Origin of the sequence: Psychroflexus tropicus DSM 15496, from assembly GCF_000378765.1 — a bacterium.
GTDB lineage: Bacteria > Bacteroidota > Bacteroidia > Flavobacteriales > Flavobacteriaceae > Psychroflexus > Psychroflexus tropicus.
In genome coordinates, this window is the sequence record NZ_KB905343.1 from 404630 (window position 1) to 424017 (window position 19388).

General features: G+C 37.8%; 14 protein-coding genes. 9 read left to right on the forward strand and 5 right to left on the reverse strand.

The window, feature by feature from the left end; all coding sequences use genetic code 11:
• Positions 1–83: 83 nt before the first annotated feature.
• The 3 genes from cas2 to cas9 are packed head-to-tail and all read right to left on the reverse strand — an operon-like array spanning position 84 to position 5503.
• Positions 84–428 carry a CRISPR-associated endonuclease Cas2 gene (gene cas2 / locus F598_RS0106715; protein WP_026302563.1) on the reverse strand — a complete coding sequence of 115 codons (345 nt, stop codon included), beginning with the start codon at positions 426–428 and terminating at the stop codon, positions 84–86.
• A gap of 52 nt (positions 429–480) precedes the next feature.
• Positions 481–1380 (reverse strand): type II CRISPR-associated endonuclease Cas1, encoded by a 900-nt coding sequence (gene cas1, locus F598_RS0106720; RefSeq protein WP_019038266.1) that lies wholly within the window; start codon positions 1378–1380, stop codon positions 481–483.
• A gap of 10 nt (positions 1381–1390) precedes the next feature.
• Positions 1391–5503, reverse strand: coding sequence for a type II CRISPR RNA-guided endonuclease Cas9 (gene cas9 / locus F598_RS0106725; RefSeq protein ID WP_019038267.1), 4113 nt, complete (start codon positions 5501–5503; stop codon positions 1391–1393).
• A 314-nt stretch (positions 5504–5817) separates the two neighbouring features.
• Here cas9 and F598_RS0106730 point away from each other — a divergent pair, with 314 nt between their 5' ends.
• The 6 genes from F598_RS0106730 to F598_RS0106755 all read left to right on the forward strand — a co-directional run bounded on the left by F598_RS0106730 (position 5818) and on the right by F598_RS0106755 (position 12649).
• Positions 5818–6207: a hypothetical protein gene (locus tag F598_RS0106730; RefSeq protein WP_019038268.1), complete on the forward strand. Its 390-nt coding sequence runs from the start codon at positions 5818–5820 to the stop codon at positions 6205–6207.
• A gap of 253 nt (positions 6208–6460) precedes the next feature.
• On the forward strand, positions 6461–6829 hold the full coding sequence (locus F598_RS0106735) for a hypothetical protein (protein ID WP_157594970.1): 369 nt from the start codon (positions 6461–6463) through the stop codon (positions 6827–6829).
• Positions 6830–7294: 465 nt separating this feature from the next.
• On the forward strand, positions 7295–7717 hold the full coding sequence (locus F598_RS0106740) for a DsrE family protein (protein ID WP_019038270.1): 423 nt from the start codon (positions 7295–7297) through the stop codon (positions 7715–7717).
• Positions 7718–7727: 10 nt separating this feature from the next.
• Positions 7728–8747, forward strand: coding sequence for a TQO small subunit DoxD (locus F598_RS0106745; RefSeq protein WP_019038271.1), 1020 nt, complete (start codon positions 7728–7730; stop codon positions 8745–8747).
• A gap of 332 nt (positions 8748–9079) precedes the next feature.
• Entirely contained in the window at positions 9080–9502 is a 423-nt protein-coding gene (locus F598_RS0106750; protein WP_245539760.1) for a hypothetical protein, read from the forward strand.
• A gap of 1056 nt (positions 9503–10558) precedes the next feature.
• Entirely contained in the window at positions 10559–12649 is a 2091-nt protein-coding gene (locus tag F598_RS0106755; RefSeq protein WP_019038273.1) for a M28 family peptidase, read from the forward strand.
• Positions 12650–13282: 633 nt separating this feature from the next.
• On the opposite strand, the gene F598_RS0106760 is transcribed toward F598_RS0106755, so the two are convergent.
• Positions 13283–13564, reverse strand: a complete 282-nt coding sequence (locus F598_RS0106760) for a GIY-YIG nuclease family protein (protein ID WP_019038274.1) — start codon at positions 13562–13564, stop codon at positions 13283–13285.
• Between the two features lie 538 nt (positions 13565–14102).
• Positions 14103–14522 carry an ABA4-like family protein gene (locus F598_RS0106765; protein WP_019038275.1) on the reverse strand — a complete coding sequence of 140 codons (420 nt, stop codon included), beginning with the start codon at positions 14520–14522 and terminating at the stop codon, positions 14103–14105.
• A gap of 278 nt (positions 14523–14800) precedes the next feature.
• Between F598_RS0106765 and katG the strand changes: the two genes are divergently transcribed.
• The 3 genes from katG to F598_RS0106780 all read left to right on the forward strand — a co-directional run bounded on the left by katG (position 14801) and on the right by F598_RS0106780 (position 19273).
• Positions 14801–17125, forward strand: coding sequence for a catalase/peroxidase HPI (gene katG / locus F598_RS0106770; protein ID WP_019038276.1), 2325 nt, complete (start codon positions 14801–14803; stop codon positions 17123–17125).
• 280 nt (positions 17126–17405) lie between these two features.
• Positions 17406–18365 (forward strand): alpha/beta hydrolase, encoded by a 960-nt coding sequence (locus F598_RS0106775; RefSeq protein WP_019038277.1) that lies wholly within the window; start codon positions 17406–17408, stop codon positions 18363–18365.
• The gene (locus tag F598_RS0106780) at positions 18362–19273 is read left to right on the forward strand and encodes a glycerophosphodiester phosphodiesterase (RefSeq protein WP_019038278.1); all 912 of its coding nucleotides are present in this window, start codon (positions 18362–18364) and stop codon (positions 19271–19273) included. The genes F598_RS0106775 and F598_RS0106780 overlap by 4 nt, the downstream gene beginning before the upstream one ends.
• Positions 19274–19388: the final 115 nt, after the last annotated feature.

Sequence of the window (19388 nt, forward strand, 5' to 3'; positions counted from 1 at the left end):
ATAGATTGATGCCCTGTTTTTTAAGTACGAAATAGAATACAAAAAACAAGAGTTTTTGATTTTATTTCCATAAATCCTATGCATTAAAACAATTCTAGTTGTTGAGACGGGGGCTCCATATCGGCTTCTTTTTTACCGTGAAAAAGTTCGATCATACCAAATTGCTTATCGGTAATCTGCATAATCCCCACTTTTCCTTTTTTAGGTAGTGATTTTTGCACGCGGTTAATGTGGACTTGCATATTTTCTCTACTGGCGCAAAACCTGGTGTAGATTGAAAATTGAAACATCCCAAATCCATCGTCCAGCAAAGATTTTCTAAAACGTGTAGCCGCACTTCGTTCTACTTTGGTTTCTGTAGGTAAATCAAAAAACACCATCACCCACATAACTCTGTATTGATTTAAACGTGATAATCTGTCTTTCATCTTTCATCTTTCATAATTGTATTGGTTATCGTTTTAATTTCTAAGGCTCACTTTATATAAATTCTGGAAATAACAAACGTCTGGAGCTTCCTTCAAAACAAAAAAATAAGCTAGAAGTAGTTCTGCTTAACGCATTCATGAGGGGGCTTTTTTGTCCATCAATGAAGACATCTAAAGCTGGAATTTGTAAAAGTTTCATTTTGATGTCGGTTGTGAGTTCAATGTCCTGATGATCGTGTTCTTTTGAGATGTCAAATACCAGATCATCCACAAAAATTCGGTAAGGTTCCATGAGATCATCAGCTAAACAATAGGCGTTGTATTTATTTCTATGAAAAATACCAAGGTTTGGTAGCAATCCACTTCCTATAATTGCTCTTGCTGTTGATGCTCTCAAAATAGCATAGCCGTAATTTAGTAAGTGGTTCGGGGATATACCCTTAGGGTTTCTTGTGAACAAAGGGATGTCAAATAGGTTTTGCCAGTAATAAGCAGCGGAGACTCCTTCATGATTTTTAGAATCACCGCTTTTTACATGCTTACTCCAGTTCGTTAGTTTTAAACCATTTTTTTGTCTTTTTTTGAAATGATTAGCCTGATTTTGTATTTTCTGTACTATAGTTTGTTGCCAAAGATTTTTCTTTAAAGGGACACTGGCATCAAGTTGGTAACGGAGGCGCTCCATCTGTTCACTATGTCCGCTTAGCGGTTGAAGTAAGCTGATAGGTAAATGCTGTTGATTACAATTAACGATGGCAGTCTTATTTTGAATCAACTTCGTGATTAATCCATTAGTTAAAGTGATTTGCTGATTCTCTAAAATCACCATACCTAGGTCTTCGATGGGGACACTTCTATCTATTTTATCATCTTCAGGAAATTTAATGACTAGTTGGTTTTGCTTTGTGCTGAGATAGGCAGGATTTGAGAAGAATAAAGTTCTTTTGATCATATTTCAAATATTAATATTCACCAATTTGAACAATATCACCTAAATGATTAATTCTAATTTTTGTAATATAAAGAACACCCGATAAACCAGTTCTAATCCAAGATAACTTATGAGTTTCTTTTGTATTATCTACATTTGTTTCTATGTGATGCCTAAAAAAATAGTCTTTGTTAGTAAATTTTTGAACTCTAAACAAATTCTCACTAATCAATGCTTTGTTATCAGGATTCAGTAAATCAATTTCACTAGGATCAAATCCTTTTTCTTGATTAGGAAACACAAACATTTCGTTTTGTTTCATGGTGAATAGAAACTCCCAGCCTTTTTCATGGTCTTTGTTGATGATGGGTATACCTGTATTTTTTCTCGCAACAGCTTCATAAAAAGAAACCACTTCTTCGTGTAGGTTTCCTTTTTCATCCCTGTAAATCGCTACATGATGGTTGTTGCCAGTACTCACATAATCAGTAGGAATGGAATTGTCGTTTTTATCCAAAATTTCTTCTCCCAAATGATTTTTAGAATGGTGTAGTGGCTTTGCATTAGAAACCCCTGTAATTTTAACTCGTTTAATCTTGATACCTTTATCTTTATTGAGCCAAATTGGATTTTTTTCTAAATCAGAAAAAGCTTCCTTTTTCTTACCATTAAAATCATCTATTCTTTTTTTGAGTATTTTCTTTACACCATGATCTATAACCTTATCAATCTTTAAATCAGGTGTTATTTCTTTTCTAATGGTAAATCGATTTTCTAGCCAAGCAAGCTTCACTTTTTCAGGAACGGTTTCTTGCGTACCATTTAAATAAACAGGGTTTTTAGCCAGTGAATTTTTACCAGTAAATGCTTTTTTAGGGTTGTTTTGAAATTCTTCTAATCTTTTTAATAGCGCAGTTCTAAAGCTTTGGTTAGCAACTAGGTTGATATAATCCTTATCAAATTTGCCTCCAACTTTTTCTATTTTGGTCTCATAATAGTTAGACTTTCCATAAATGGTCTCTTTGTGAAGCTGTCCTCTTGGCGTTTCAACAGTTTGGTATTTGTAACTATTTTTGCCTTTTATATTAATCTTGTTTTTATTCTTAGTCGTGACCTTATTTTTAGTCTTGTGCGAAATTAAAATCTTAGACAGATGCTCTTTTGAAGCTTTACGGATGTTAGAAAAAGGAGCTTTAAATTTCCGTTTACCTCTTTCGTCTTTAAAAGTATAAGCGTTTTCAAGTTTATAAATATCTTTATTGCTTTTAGCATTCAAATTGTTTAAGTACTGAATCATTCCCGGTTTTGTAAAAGCGACAGTAATAGCATCCATAGCGTGGTGTCTATGGTCATTTCGTTTTGTCCAGTCTTTGATTCTCGGTAGTTTCTTGCCTTCTTTGTTTTCTTTGAAATAGGTTAAACCTACTTTTTCATATTTGTCCCAATTCAATTCTTGCATAACTTGAATTAAACCCCAATCCTCTCTTAATTTACTGGTTATGGTTCCAGAAGTTAAACTAACTCGTCTTGTTACCTCTAATAAAATTTCAGCAGCTTTTTTAGCTATATAGGCGGAATTTCCTAAATCTCTATTCAGAAAGTCTTCTGGGATATCTTTTAATGACATGAGTAACTTTCTATGCTTTGAGCCTTTAATTTTTCCAGCTTTATAAAGTTCTTCAACTCGATTTCTATACTTATCTAAACCTTCTTTACCATACTTTCGTTCTACAAAATCTAAGGCGGTCTCATCTCCTTTGTCTAAATTACTTTCTCTAGTTTCTAATGTTTTGTTTGAAAAAGAGTCATCAAATAATCTTGATTTAGGGATAATGTGTTCAATATCATATTTCTTAGAGAATAAATCTTCGGGTTTAATATACTCGTCGGTATACAGTGTCTTATATCCGTTAGATTCTAGCTCTTTGTAAAGCTTATATCTAATTAAATCGTTTCTGCTTACGTGAGGTAAACCAAACTTAGTTTTAATTTCCTCACGGTATTGCTCATGATCCCTTGTAGCTCTTCCAATGGCTTTGGTCATGCGGTCACGTTGTTCTTTAGTATTTTTTAACTCCCTTGCTAGCTCAATTCTAATTTCATCTGGTCGGCCCATTTTCTCATCTTCAATAATGGCATTTACAACGTTGATGCATTGATTCAAGATTTTTTCGACAACTGGGTTTCGTAAGCTATTTTTCTTAAGAATTTCTAATTTTGGTTTTAAATCTCGTTTTTCATTTTGCTTTTTAGTTACCGAATTTGAGTGGTTATAGCCAGCCAATTCACAAGCATCAGAATAAATTTTACCATCTTGAAGGTGAGGCATTATTTTACGAATAGCTCTAGCGCTTAAGTTCCCGTAATCATCCTGAAAACGTATATTTATCAAGTAGGGCAGATGCTCATTTTTAAAACCAAAATTTAATTTTAGTTTTTCTTCTAAAGAAGTAGTTCCTGTCCTAGAAAAATCATCTTCGTAAGAATAGAGCAAATGCCATAATTCGTAGGACTTTTGTTTTGAAAATTCATTACCACTTAAAGTGGCATTAAATTTTAAAATTTCTTTATCAATGCCAATCTCATCAAAACATTGTTCTAAAATTTTTTGCAATTCATCAGCTCCAATTTTTGTAAAGTTGATATTGTCGTATCCTTCTATTTTTAAAATTTCTTTATAGGCTTCAAGTAGATTATGGTTGGTTCTATTACCTTCAATTTTTTGAAAATTAATTTTCCATTCTTCAGGTTTTAAACCAAACTCTTTCAACGTTTGTTTATCAGTTAACTTATCTGTCCAATTAAGCTTTTGAAACAATTCAGTATTTGAATCTTCTTCAATATGATATACTTCATTAGTTTTAATGTTTGTGATTCTGATTGAATTTAGATTTTGCCAAACTTTAAATTCCTGAAAAAGAAGGGACGATTTTGGTACAACGCGATGACCAACAATTTTTCTCTTATTCTCTCCATCAATACTCACGTCTTGTTCCCAACTCTCAAACTCACAATAACTGATAAGACCTTTTTGTGATTTTAATCTTCTTTGAAAGAAAATGATTTCATTTTGAATTTTATCTTTTAAGTCTTCAGTTAATTCGGGGTAAAATTTTGCTTGCTTATTCCAGATACTTTGAAATTCATTCAAATAATCTTGGCGGTAAAAAACTTGATTTTTAAGGCTGGTATGAGGATTTTTAGAAATTTGATTGTAGAGATATTGACCAACTGTTAAATCATTAAAATGCAATTCCTTACTTCTGTCACTTATTTCACTCAAATAACCACTGGATTGGTTAATTTCATTATTGATTTCTTGAAAAACAATTGCTAAATGTTCCAATTCAACCTGTTCAGTAAGAGCTATTTTGCGAAGTCTAAATGTCTCTAACTTCTTTTCATCCCTATTTCCTTCTAGTTTTATGCCTTTTATGTCGAAAGGCTTTTCGCATATTTTCCAAGTTTGATTTTTATTCTTACCAGATAACTCTTTTTTTAAATTATCATCTAAAATATCAGAGTAAAATTCTTTTTGTTTCACCCATACTTTATCAAATTCATTTTCTAAATCTGAGCGGTAGTAATTTGGTAAGACTTTTTTACCTTCTTTCAAAAGTTGATAAGAAAATTCTCCGGGTGTTAAGTTATCTTCGTAGAGTTTTTTGGTTACTCCCATAGAATCAATAAGCTCTCCTTCTTCACTGTTGTTAGCTTTTCGGCTGCTTTTGTAGCCACGTTTTTTATTAATGGACAAAAGAATACGTGCTAACTCTTCTTTTTCAACCTTCTCGGTAACTGCCTTATTTCTTAAATGGAGTAGATCGTGCGTAGAATTATTTCCAGTTTCTGTGAGTTTTGTTTTATCATCAATAAAACCTATGCCTTTTAATTCGTCAATTAGTGCTTTTCTTCTTAACTGATACCGAAATTTATTTCTTCTCGCTCCTCGTTTAAGTGTTCTATCAGCATTAATTGTAATGCTATTTCCTTTTTTAAAATCGTTTTCTTCATCTGTTGAAAGAGGAACAACTCTCACACCAGTTTTAATAATTAATGATTCTTCTTTTTCGTTTTCAGCTTCATTAACATAAGCCCAGCCAATCGAGGTAGTTCCCAAATCCAATCCTAAAATTCTTTTCATAATTTGTTGGTCGTTTAATAAAATTTATATCTTTACTTCACAATTTTGAAGCAATTCACAATAAGGATTATTCCGTTGTGAAAACATTTAAAGCGGCCTTTACGGGTCGCTTTTTTTTATTTTAACTCTCCTAAACTAAGGAATTCTTTAAAAATTAACAAGCCCTTCAGTTTAGTATAAGAATTTTAATTTTTAATGCACTGAAAGTCAATTCACTAAAAATTAAATTGATTCATTGCTATAACTTTTTTATAATCAAATTTTAAATTTTCAATCAATAGTGTTAATTTTAAATTTATCCTAACCCATCACTTATGTCCATTGAAATTACCGAATCCCTGCTCAATCGATTTGATTATACTTATGAAAAGACAAACAATCAACTTGAGATCAAGTTAGGACTTGGCCTAAGAGTGACTGCAGACTTTTCCAACAGCGAAAAAGTCGTGATTAAAGAATCACTCACCACCTGGAATTTTTTAACTGGCACCCTGGATATGAGCCTTCACAGGGGAATTATATTCAATTTTATAGCGACCTTTGTTTTGACAGGTTTATTCTTCATGGGATTTAATCAGGATGATTATATAACATCCTCGATAATACTTTTAGTGTTTATTTTCTTTGTCTTACTCTGGTCTGGTTTTTACTTCACCAAAGCCGAGCAGATGAAGCAGACCTTAAGGCGGTGGAATGAAAACTAAAACATCAGAAGTCTTTTAATAGGACACTTAGGCCTTATCAAAATAGATCAGGTCTTCATATTTCAAAGAGTCGTGATTCCAATAGTCTTGAGCCTTTGTTCTAAGTACTATTCACTATTAACCATTCACTGAATATCAATTGTCGGGTACTGAAAACCGTCAATCGACAAAACTATCTCTATTTAAGAAAGTCTTAATTATACTTTAGTACTTCACGGCATCGGTGGGTGTTAAGAATCCTTAGTTTTACACCGTGAACAGATTGAAAAACATAGCCTCTATTTATACGGTTTTAGGCTTTGGCCTTTTGCTATTGTTTTCACCCTGCAAGGTCAGGAATTTTATTCAGGCTGAACTTGGCGTTGAACAGACCCAGGTGTCTAGTAAAAGCCAATCCTATGTTCCGTATTTCAATTGTCAAACTCAAGACATTGCTCAAGCTAAAGCTTTAACGAGCAAGCTAGACTTTGACCAAAAGCCCTCTGCTGCAACTCTTACTTTCACTGACGATATTGAAAGATCAAGCTTTCAATCGCCTGATCAAAATGCTTACCGGAGTCCACCTTTGGCCTCATCCGTTCCCTTCTATATTCTGTACAGCCAACTTAAGGTGTATCTGTAGGTCTTTGTTCCAAGGCTTATTTCTGTACAATTTCAAATCGTAAAACAGAAGTCTCTGAGTTTGTGAGTCAAATACGAGGTTGAAAGCAATTAGCAATTAATAATTCATAATTCTATTCTTTTCTCTCGACTCTTTGACCTAGAACTATTCGTTGGCGAACTATAGTGAAATACTAACTCTTGCCCAGGTCCAAATGGATGCTTTTAAAAGAAACAGTAGTCTATGAGCTAGTGAGTCAAAAAGGAGGTTGAATCTAATTTATAATTAAAAATTAAGAATTCATAATTGTATTCTTTCCTCTCGAGTCTTTGACCCACGACTCATGGCTATCCAGTGACTCGATGATACGAAAATTTTAATACTAAAACAGAAATGAATGCCACGCCTTGGCTCACCTTCTAAAAGCATCACCCTACTGGGCGGACTCTTATTCTTAAGTATAAATTCTAACTTAAATTACAAACAATGAAACATTCAATCACATACATCACCGCTTTTCTTGTTCTCATTTTGGGAACAGCTCAACTCAAAGCACAAACTTCAATTTCAGGTCAAAACGACTATGTTGTGCTGTCCAAGAACATCAAACAACTGAAACCCATCCTGATGACAGCCACTGCATTGGCTAAAGAAGATGGTGAGGCCTACGGCGAATTTAAGGTGTTGTTTTGTGGAAAAACCGTCACTGATATTAAAGCTAATCCCAAGCTTCAAGCCCTTTTAAAACAAGCAGCTCTTCAAAACATTGAAGTTTATGTCTGTGGCCTGTCATTACGAGCATTTGGAGTGAGTCCAGAGGAGTTGCCACAACCTCTGGAGGTGGTAGACAATGCCATTTTACATGGATTTCAACTCAAGAAGCAAGGATTTATAAGTCTCACCATTTAAACCAAACCTTATGACATCGATATCACTTAAAAACGACTCAGGATTACTTACGCTCGCCATCCGACTGGTGGTGGGCTGGACCTACTTTTCTGCCCTCTGGAGGCGCACGATTTTAGCCGATAAACTCGACCCGGAACAGGCGGGCTATATTGGAGAGAAATTTAACCACTTTTTACCTAATGCGTTGGGCATAAAACCAATCATTCAATATTTGGTCGAAAATCCAGATATTCTGTATATCAATATGCTCATCTTCACCATCATAGAAGGTATTGTAGGCCTGTTCATCATGTTTGGGCTATTCACTCGTCTCATGAGCATTGGTGTTTTTGGTCTGGCCATGGGCATACTTTTGGGTTCGGGCTGGATTGGTACCACCTGTTTGGACGAATGGCAGATTGGTGTGCTGGGCATTGCCACCGGTTTTGTTTTATTTCTAACGGGAAGCGGTAAATATTCTCTGGACAATTACCTTATGAAAAACAAGTATAGTCTGACTACAACTAAAGCCTTTGCCTGGTTAGGTTCTGGCATACTGCCGATTCGTGAGCGTTTGTTTCCAAGGGTTGTGCTGATAGGATCGCTGCTGATTTTTGGTATGACGCTAATGACCAATCAGGTCTTTCACGGAGGCCTTTGGGGTACTTTGCATAATAAATCCGTAAAGCCCAAGCTGGAAATCACCGAAACGAAATTGACCGACGAAACCGTAAGTTTTGATATCTTTAGGACCGAGGGCGTCGATGTCTACGGCGCCTGGATCATAGGTCTTGAGGTCCTGGATGCGCAAGGGCAAAGTATCATGAGTTACACCCCAGCCGATTTATCCACTATGAAGGAAGAAAGTATTTCCAATTACTACGTGGCTAAAGTCAAGCCTGGTCAGCACAGTCTGTTGGTTCCGCTGGGTGCCAAAGCCAGATTGTCGCTTAAAGATCCAGTCCTGAAGGAATTACCAGCAGGCACTTACACTATAAAACTGACTGACATCAGCGGGGCTTCCTGGGTTCAAGAGGTCACTAAAGGCTAGGCGCAAGTTGCTTTAGATTATATTGGCTCAACGCTGTGATGACATAGTGTTGGGCTTTTTTTTGTGAGTTAGAGACCATCATCCTAAAACCATCATAGTGCAGATGCAGCAGTTTCCTAATATTAAAAACCCGAGTTTGCTTCAGGTCTTAGAAGACCAGATCTCCAGTTTTAAAGCCCAGCTGAGGGGGTCAGGAGGAATTTTAATCATTTAAAATTTAATGAGTACAATTGGTTGACTCCTTAAAGTTTAAAAGGAGCATTTTTTTCTTGAAAACAAAGTTGTATTTTAATGCAAACCGTTTGTAAAATATAAACTTTTAAGCTTTAAATTTGAAATCAATTATCATCCTTAACCCATCACTTATGTCTATTGAAACCACTGAATCCCTGCTTAACCGATTTGATTATGCGTATGAAAGAACATCTGAACACATCGAGATCAAATTAGGTCTAGGCTTGCGCATTACTGTCGATTTTTCACAACCTGAGAAAGTCATCATCAAAGAGGAGCTCACCACCTGGAATTTTTTAACTGGCACCTTGGATATGAGCCTTAACCGGGGAATTATATTCAATTTTATAGCGACCTTTGTGATTTCAGGTTTGATATTCATTGGGTTTTACCAGCAGGATCACATAACTCCCTTGATTATGCTTGTCGTGTTTATTTTCATTGTCTTACTCTGGTCCAATTTTTACCTGGTCAAAGCCGAGCATATGAAGCAGACCTTAAGGCGGTGGAATGAAAACTAAAACATCAGAAGTCTAGTTATCGGTTATACTCTGGCCTTTGCCTTTATATGGCTTGGTTACTTTATCCTATCAGATTCAGATTCGCTTTTATCTCAAATCATTGGGTACTCTAATATCATTTTCTTCATTGGTTTGATTCTCTGGTCAATTTTCAGATTGTTAAAGAATTCGCATAAGTCTAATTAAAAGCTTACTATCTAAAACATTACTTATAACTATATCAAATTCAGAGTAAATATCCATCTCAATTCTAAAACAACAAAACGAATACTTTATGAAAAACACTAGATTTAATTTTTGTCAGATCATAGCGTTTATAATAGTCTTTATCATCGCTTTTACTATTTTCTCAGATTGGGAACAGTTTAAAAGAGGGCTTTTAGACTTAGCGCCATAAGTTTAAGTTATTCTTTATTCCGTTTGGATTGCGGCAATGACAAAAAGTATTAAACCTATGAATGATGTCCAAAATCCAACCGAAAACTAATTCTTAAAAGTTCTAAATATCTAATCTCACCATGAGGTTTTACTCTGAATTGTAGTCAAAAAACAATCTTTCTAAAATCATATTCAGTAATTTTTGTTTTAGGGCAATTATGTTATTAGTTACGTCTAATTTATAAAACGGCCTACTTTTTAGGGAGGTAGAAAACAAAAAAGTGGTGAGGACAGGCTGTGGAGCAAAGGACTAGTGAAACGATTTCCTTTGCGTTGAGGAAACATTTTTGTAGTTTTCAAAGACCTAAAAATCAGCCTAGACCTTTTTGAATACTTTTTGAGGCGATGACAAAAAGTATTAAACCTATGAATGATGTTGAAAACCCAACCGATAACTGGTTCTCAACAGCTCTCCTGGTCTATTTCATTATGATATTGTTTCCACGAATGGAACTTCAAACAAGGTTAAGCATTTACATTTAATCATTCAATAATCTTTAACTCTTAACTCAAAATAGAAATCACTTTTCACTTCTCGCTTTTTGGAACCACTATCCACTCCTAACCAAAACAAAATTTTCCGTAAATTCAGCAACTCAATTCTAATTTTTAAAACACATGAAAATAGTTCTTACCAGTTTAAGTCTACTTGCCGGTTTGGCGCTTCAAGCCCAAAACCTCACCGGTTATAGTTCTGATGACGCCAAAACTCAAGTGCAACTCGAAGCTGATTTCAGATCTAGCATCAATAAAAGCCGCTTCAAAACCCATCTGAAAACGCTGACCGAAAACCCACATATTGCCGGGACACCTGCCAACGAAAAAGTCAAAGACTATATCGTCAAAAGTATGGATGCAGCAGGACTCGACGTAGAGACCTATCCCTATGAGGTGTTTATGAGCAGCAGTCCGGGTGAGTCGCTGGTGGAAGTGATCACCCCAGAAGAAATTGTTCTCGATCAGCAGGAGCGGGCCCTGGAAGAAGACCCGTATTCCGATCATCCAGAGCTTAAAAAAGGCTGGAACGCCTATTCCGGCAGTGGAGAAGTCACCGCTGAGGTGGTGTACGCCAATTACGGCACCAAAGCTGATTTTGAGAAGCTGGAAGAGTTGGGAGTTTCCGTCAAAGGTAAAATCGTCATCGCGCGTTACGGTGGGAACTTCCGCGGCTACAAAGCCAAATTTGCCGAAGCTCATGGCGCTGCCGGTCTGATCATCTATACCGATCCCAAAGACTCTGGCTTTACCAGAGGCCTTGTCTTTCCGGAAGGCGTTTATTACAACGACAGCGGGATACAGCGGGGATCCTTACTCACCGCCGACTGGACCGGAGATCCGTTAACGCCTTACGAGCCAGCCCTACCACAAGACGATAAAAACTCACCAGACCGACTCGACCCATCAGAAGTCGGGTTGCATACCATCCCTGTCACGCCGATTTCCTATGGCGCGGCAGATCATATTTTTAAACAAATGCGAGGCGAGGTCGTGCCTAGAAAATGGCAAGGCGGTTTACCATATACCTATCGCCTTCAAGGGGGCTCCGATCTCAAAGTTCACCTTAAGGTCGATCAGCCCAAACAACTGACTAAAGTCTTTAATATCGTAGGGACCTTGAAAGGTAAAACTTATCCCGAAGAGTGGATCATTCTGGGTTGCCATTATGATGCCTGGGCTTTTGGGGCCACCGACCCGAACTCGGGAACGGCCATGTTACTTAGTTTATCCGAAACGCTTGGCAAACTCGCTAAAGACGGCAATCGCCCCGACCGTTCTATCCTTATCGCTCACTGGGATGCCGAGGAGCATGGGGTGATCGGGTCCAGCGAATGGGTGGAGCAGTTTAAAGACGAACTCCAGGCCAAAGCCGTGGCCTATATCAACCTCGATGCGGCGGTCTCTGGTAAAAACTTCAGGGCTTCCTCAGCCCCTAGTTTGAAGACCATTTTGGCTGAAGCGACCAGGCAAGTCGACTATCCCTATACCGAGGAAACGGTTTATGAACACTGGTCGCGAGGAAACGAACAGCCTAGCATCGGCAATTTGGGAGGCGGCTCAGATCATATAGCCTTCTACATGCACGCCGGCGTGCCATCTTTGAGTGGAGGAGCCAGCGGCCCCACTTTATACCACACCAATTACGACGACTTTTACTTTTACGAAAACTTCGTCGATCCCGAATTTCAAATGGGACCTATGGTAGAAGCGGTGATGGGCACCTTGAGCTTGCGCCTGGCCAATGCTCAATTCATCCCTTACGATGTGGTGAAGTATGCCACCGACCTGGAGATGCACTTTCAAAATGCCGAAAAGCAGGTCAAAGGGTTTTATGCTGATTTTGCTGGGTTCAAAGCTTCATCTTCAGCGATATCCAGCTTAAACGAGTCAGCTAACTTAGTGGCGAAGGCCCTTAAGGAACAACTTGAAAGCGGCAAGATGAGCAAAAAGCAAGCGAAACGACTGAATGCTCAGCTGCTAGCGCTCGAAAAAAGCTTTTTGAATCCCGAAGGTATGCCTTACGGCGACTGGTATAAATCGCTGTACGCCTCTTCCGATCCGTTTAGCGGCTACGCGTCCTGGATTTTACCGGGATTACAGTATCAGATTGCAATGAAAGATAAAGATAGCTTAAAAGCCTGGGATATGACCTATGCCGAAGCCATCCTCGACCTTAATGGAAAGATGATTGAGATTTTGGAGGGGTTGTAGAAAAATAGTTTCTGAGTTTGTTAGTTGTGAGTCGTTTCCAGTTTTTAGTTTATTGTCTCTCGTGAAATCTTGTAAATGAATAATCGCATGGCTTTATAATGAAGTAGAGGTAGAACGTAATGTCAGTTCGAGTGATCCCGATGAATATCGGGATTGTATCGAGAACTTGACCAAACTGGAAGTTAACTTGAATTATAAAAAGTGACGCTATGAACTGAAACGACTTCTCGATACAATTCATCGGCTTTAAGAAAAAAAAACAAAACACTCGAAGTGACATTCCGAAAGCACTTGTCAGTTCGAGTGATCCCGATGAATATCGGGATTGTATCGAGAACTTGACTCAACTGAAAGTCAAATTGAATTATAAAGAGTGATGCTATGAACTGAAACGACTTTTCGATACATTTTATCGGTTTTAAGAAAAACCAACAAAACACTCGAAGTGACATTCCGAAAGCACTTGTCAGTTCGAGTGATCCCGATGAATATCGGGATTGTATCGAGAACTTGACTCAACTGAAAGTCAAATTGAATTATAAAGAGTGATGCTATGAACTGAAACGACTTCTCGATACAATTCCTTTGCTTTTAGGAAGCAAATGAATCACTCGAAGTGACAAAAGCTATTTATTAAAATTTCTTTTTAGCAAGATTGGGTAAGGCTTCATAATAACCATCAATTAATGCCTGTTTTTTGGCTTTTGACCATTTTTTGATTTGTTTTTCCATCGCTATAGCTCTTTCGACTTCGGTGAACTCTGCATAAAATTTTAACTCGACAGGCCTTCTGTCAAACGTATAACTACCAAAATATTTTCCGCTTTGATGCTCATTCAAACGTTTATCTAAATTAGATGTAATTCCTGTGTAAAAAGTGTTATCTGAACAAAGTAGGATATAAACGCAATACATGATATTAGATAATTAATTCTAAAATTAAGAAAAAGTATTTCAAACTTATACATCTATATATGTTCGAACACTGTCAATTCGAGTGATCCCGATGAATATCGGGATTGTATCGAGAACTTAACCAAGCTGGAAGTTAACTTGCATTATAAAAAGTGATACTATGAACTGAAACGACTTCTCGATACAATTCCTTTGCTTTTTAGGAAGCAAATGAATCACTCGAAGTGACATTCCGAAAGCACTTGTCAGTTCGAGTGATTCGACCTTAGGCGAATTATACCTGTTTTTCGTTCCTCTGGCAAGCAGGTCGAGAACTAGACTCAACGTAGACAATTTTAAATTAGAATTTAACTTAGACTGTCTGACTTCTCGATACAATTCCTTTGCTTTTAGGAAGCAAAGGAATCACTCGAAGTGACAGGCTTCTCTACACGATTTTAATTCATTCTTTTCCATAAAATCACCCGCCTGAATGACTTAATCGTGCAGGCCTGAAATGATAACAGATAACCATCGACCGTCAACGATTTACAATAAACTAACTCAACTTTTTCGTCTTAATTGTTTTTATGAGGAAGTATACTAAATACCCCACCGGACCAAACATAAAACAAAGTAGAAGGCAGGGGATGATCAGGAAGTGGTTGATCTGATGCTTCCGTGACAGATTTAAGATCCAGTTCCCCACCAATAAATCGAATACCAAATAATGAACCCAGCCAGTAACCACCGCTTCGTCTGAAGTAAACATGGCTTTAATGCCCTCCAGCTGACTAAAGGACTCCATATCAAACTCACCTAGGCCTTGAACCACATAAACAGCATATACGATAGCCATTACGGCAGCAAAAGTATAAATCACAGGATTTCGCCAGGATTTGCCAGGAAAGAAAATTAAAATTAACCAGGCCGGTAAAACGATAGTATTGACAATTTGAAAAACGATAGAAGGAGTCATAGTGCATTTATGAGTTAAAAATGAATACTCTGTTTAATGATTTTGAATCTGTTATAAGATTTGTAAACCAATTTTTGATTATCTTTTATGCTGGAATTAGTAAGTCAACATTAACGAGATAAGAGCTCTAATAATTTGATTTATAAGTAATTTAAATCAAAAATATAACAACTATAATAAAACTCTATGCTTACATTATAAACTTCAATTTACAAAATGAGTTTTAAAAAGGGGTTGAGACTAAATTTGTTTACAAATAAATTCAATAACATAAACCTATGAAAAAATTATTAATCGTAGCTTTTAGCTTATTTGCAATGGCAAGCTTTGCTCAGCAAAGCGCAGAAGCTGAATACAAAACATGCCCGGTTACCGGCATCAGAATTAAGGTGAAAGATGGAGAAAATCCACACGCTAAGATTCAGGCGAAAGCCGAAGAGACTAAAACTGATGCATCTACAGCAGTAAGAAGAACTGGCGGTCGGGATTGGTGGCCAAATAACTTAGACCTTAGCGTCTTGAGACAGCACTCATCCAAATCGAATCCGATGGATGACGATTTTGATTACAGAGCTGCGTTTGCCGCGCTGGATTACGAGCAATTAAAAGCTGACTTGGTAGCCGTCATGAAAGATTCTAAAGACTGGTGGCCTGCAGATTACGGTCATTATGGTCCATTTTTTATCCGTATGTCCTGGCATAGTGCAGGAACTTACCGTACCGCCGATGGACGCGGAGGTTCTCGTGACGGTCAGCAGCGTTTTGCACCGATCAATTCCTGGCCAGATAATGCCAATTTGGATAAGGCCAGACGTTTACTATGGCCTATCAAACAAAAATACGGTCGAAGTCTATCCTGGGCAGATTTAATGATTTTGGCAGGAACCGTAGCTTATGAAGATATGGGACTTGATATTGTTGGTTTTAGCGGCGGACGTGAAGATACCTGGGAACCAGCAAGCAATGTGTATTGGGGAGCAGAAGATGAGTTTCTTGCTAATGATAAGCGCTATGACGAAGACGGAGACATAGAACAGCCTTTAGCTGCTGTACAAATGGGACTGATTTATGTGAATCCAGAAGGACCCGATGGCAACCCAGATCCAGCCTTGGCTGCAGAGGGAATTCGTCAAACCTTTGGTAGAATGGGGATGAATGATAAAGAAACTGTTGCTTTGATTGCAGGAGGACATACCGTAGGTAAAACCCATGGAGCCGGAGATGCTTCTAACGTAGGCCCAGAGCCCGAAGCTGCATCCATTCAGGAACAAGGCTTAGGCTGGATGAGTTCCTATAAATCTGGGAAGGCAGAAGATGCGATTACCTCTGGCCTGGAAGTGATTTGGACTAAAACGCCAGCCCAATGGAGTCAGGGTTATTTTAAATCCTTATTTGAAAATGAATGGGAATTGACCAAAAGTCCTGCGGGTGCTTACCAATGGGTCGCTAAGGATGCTGGAGAGATTTACCCGGATGCTCATATTGAAGGCAAAAAGCACAGACCTACGATGTTAACTACGGATTTAACGATGATCAAAGATCCAGAATACAGAAAGATCTCTAAATTCTTTTACGAAAATCCAGAAGAGTTTAATAAAGCCTTTGCAGAAGCCTGGTTCAAGTTAACGCATAGAGACATGGGACCAAAATCAACTTACATTGGCCCAGAAGCTCCACAGAAAGATTACATATGGCAAGATCCAGTACCTGAGGCAGATTACGAAATGATAACAGATACTGATATCAAAGCTTTAAAAGTGGATATTTTAAACTCCGGTTTATCTACTTCAGAATTAGTAATTACTGCCTGGAATTCGGCTTCAACCTACAGAGATTCCGATCGAAGAGGGGGTGCTAATGGATCGAGAATCCGTTTGGAACCTATGAGAAGCTGGGAAGCCAATAATCCAGAACAATTGGATAAAGTGCTTTCTAAATATGAGTCAATTCAGAAAAAATTCAATAAGAACAATACTGGAAAGAAAGTGTCCATCGCAGACTTGATCGTCCTTGGTGGTAATGCCGCTATTGAAAAGGCAGCCGAACAAGCTGGCCACCAGGTTTCAGTGCCATTTACACCGGGAAGAACAGATGCTTTGCAGGAACAAACAGATGTGGAGTCTATGCAATTGCTTAAGCCTATGGCCGATGGGTTTATCAATTACCAGGAAAAGCAATACACCTTAACTACAGAAGAACTATTGGTAGATAAAGCGCAGTTACTAACGTTAACTGCCCCAGAAATGACCGTTTTGGTTGGTGGTATGAGAGCTTTAGGTGCAAATCATGACAATACCAAACATGGAGTGCTTACCGCTCGTGAAGGCCATCTTACCAACGACTTTTTTGTCAATCTGTTGGACATGCAAAACAAATGGGAACCTAGAGATGCTTCAGAACAAGTGTTTGTAGGAAAAGACAGAGCAACTGGTGAAGTAAAATGGACTGCTACACGTGCCGATTTGATTTTTGGTTCCAATTCAGAGTTAAGAGCGCTAGCCGAAGTTTATGCTACCGATGATGCAAAAGATAAATTCGTAAATGATTTTGTGGCCGCTTGGTCCAAAGTGATGGAATTAGATCGATTTGATGTTAGAATGTAATTTTCAAAACATTGATTTTTGATGAGGAGGCTCTGTAATGTTTTTACAGAGCCTCTTTTTTTGCTTAATTAAGCTTTAAGTTTTCATGACTTAGAATTAACATACATTAAATGCAAAACCTGTTGATTTAGGAAAAATAACTTCTATCATGAAAAAAAATATAATCGCCTTACACATCATCGTATTGGCCTTGGGTATTCCTACGTTTATAGCCGGTCCACCTAGGCTTTTTGGGGTGCAATTTTCAGTTAGATTTTAATTAGCTTTATAAAAAAGAAATATGAAAAAAGCTTCTAAATTAATATTGATTATGAGCTGTATGCTGTGGATGTCGACACAGCTCTTTGCTCAATCTTCTACAGCCTATTCAATTGATTCGATCGAAGAAATAATCAAGGCGCAAGAACGCAGTATTCCCGATTTAAAAAAGGACAACAACGCTAAGATTACATGGGCTAAGGAACAAGGCGTCGCCACCGATTTAGTGTTTATCTATTTACATGGCTTTGGAGCTAGTAGGATGGAAGCAGAGCCTGTCATTTCTAAACTCGCCGAAGAATTTGGGGCTAATGTATTTTATGCCAGACTCAAAGGTCACGGTAGGAAAGGGGTAAAGGGCTTTGAGGAGCTAACCAAAGAAAACTATCTGGATTCTGCTGAAGAAGCCTTAAAAGCGGGTAGGCTTTTAGGAAAAAAAATAGTGCTCATCAGCACCTCAACAGGTGGAACTCTAAGTCTTTATCTGGCCTCAAAGCACGATGATATAGCTGGTTTACTACTGTATTCTCCATTTGTGGGACTTAGAAACCCTATGATGGCTCAAATCACTACCCCTAAGGGCAGGGAGATGTTCAAGTCTATGATTGGTGGTGAAGTTCAAAACATAGACCGACCTGAGCCAGAGTCTAAGTATTGGTCCACACAATACCATATCAATGCCTACGTGGCTTTAATCGGCATGCTTCAGGATACCATGACTCCAGAAACTTTTAAAGCAGTGAAGTGTCCTGTCTTCATGGCTTATTATTACAAAAACGAAGAAGAACAAGATAAGGTAGTTTCAGTTCCTGCGATGATGGATATGTACGATCAATTAGGAACACCTTCAGATCAAAAACAGAAACAAGCTTTTCCTGAAACCGGAAATCACGTGATTGCCAGTGAATTGAGATCCAAAGATTGGACATCTGTTCTGGAAGCTAGTCAGAAATTTATTCAGCAAAACATTCTAAAGCCATGAAATACGCTATCTTACTCTTATTTACCATACAAGTTCTAAATGCACAAACACTAGACGAAACATTGACCTCCAAAACAAAGAAATATAAGTTCGATTTGCAAGGCCACCGAGGTGCCAGGGGTCTGGCTCCAGAAAACACCCTAAAAGCATTCCAAAAAGCCCTTGAGCTTGGAGTAAATACGCTTGAGCTTGATCTTGCCGTAACCAAAGACCAGCAACTAATCGTTTCTCATGAGCCCTGGATGAATGCGGATATTTGCCTGACTCCTGGAGGTGAAGACATTAAAAAAGCAGAAGAGAAGTCATACAACATATATACGATGACTTATGAAGAAGTGAGAGCCTATGATTGCGGAAGCAAATACAATCCTGCTTTTCCAGAGCAAGACTTAGAGCCCTCTTACAAACCTTTGCTTAAAGATGTTCTGCACATGGCGGATAGTTTGAATAAAAATCACGGAAAGAAAATCAAATACAACATTGAACTCAAAAGCCTTCCAGAAGGAGATGACCTGTACCACCCTATACCAGCGAAGTTTGTCAAATTGGTGATGGATGTACTGCAAAAAGAAACCGATCTGGACCGTGTGAACCTACAAAGTTTCGACTTTAGGATTTTAAAGGAATTACACAGCTCTTATCCGGATGTGAAACTTGCTGCCCTGGTTTATAATTCAGATTTTGATACGGCAATGGCTGAATTGGGTTTTGTGCCTGAGATTTATAGTCCGTATTATCCTATAGTTGACCAAGGTTTAGTTAGTGAGGCTCAGGCTAAAGGTATGAAAGTGATTCCATGGACTATTAATACAGTGGATCAAATGAAAATGCTATTAAAACTTGGAGTAGATGGGCTTATTACAGACTATCCTGATCGGGCTTTAAAGCTGAGAAAAACAGTAAACTAAGTTATTGCAGGATGAGTTTTAAAACCAATTTTAAATTGACTTCGTATTGATCATTCCTACAATTTGACCACTTGATAGCTGTTTGTGTCTTAAAAGGCTTTATCTTAGAATCTCA

Excerpts from the sequence above, each read along its gene's own strand:
- F598_RS0106745 (WP_019038271.1), top strand. The coding sequence starts at position 7,728 with ATGACATCGATATCACTTAAAAACGACTCAGGATTACTTACGCTCGCC.
- F598_RS0106780 (WP_019038278.1), top strand. The coding sequence starts at position 18,362 with ATGAAATACGCTATCTTACTCTTATTTACCATACAAGTTCTAAATGCA.
- F598_RS0106765 (WP_019038275.1), bottom strand. The coding sequence starts at position 14,522 with ATGACTCCTTCTATCGTTTTTCAAATTGTCAATACTATCGTTTTACCG.
- cas1 (WP_019038266.1), bottom strand. The coding sequence starts at position 1,380 with ATGATCAAAAGAACTTTATTCTTCTCAAATCCTGCCTATCTCAGCACA.
- cas2 (WP_026302563.1), bottom strand. The coding sequence starts at position 428 with ATGAAAGACAGATTATCACGTTTAAATCAATACAGAGTTATGTGGGTG.
- F598_RS0106775 (WP_019038277.1), top strand. The coding sequence starts at position 17,406 with ATGAAAAAAGCTTCTAAATTAATATTGATTATGAGCTGTATGCTGTGG.
- F598_RS0106730 (WP_019038268.1), top strand. The coding sequence starts at position 5,818 with ATGTCCATTGAAATTACCGAATCCCTGCTCAATCGATTTGATTATACT.
- F598_RS0106740 (WP_019038270.1), top strand. The coding sequence starts at position 7,295 with ATGAAACATTCAATCACATACATCACCGCTTTTCTTGTTCTCATTTTG.
- F598_RS0106760 (WP_019038274.1), bottom strand. The coding sequence starts at position 13,564 with ATGTATTGCGTTTATATCCTACTTTGTTCAGATAACACTTTTTACACA.
- cas9 (WP_019038267.1), bottom strand. The coding sequence starts at position 5,503 with ATGAAAAGAATTTTAGGATTGGATTTGGGAACTACCTCGATTGGCTGG.
- katG (WP_019038276.1), top strand. The coding sequence starts at position 14,801 with ATGAAAAAATTATTAATCGTAGCTTTTAGCTTATTTGCAATGGCAAGC.
- F598_RS0106755 (WP_019038273.1), top strand. The coding sequence starts at position 10,559 with ATGAAAATAGTTCTTACCAGTTTAAGTCTACTTGCCGGTTTGGCGCTT.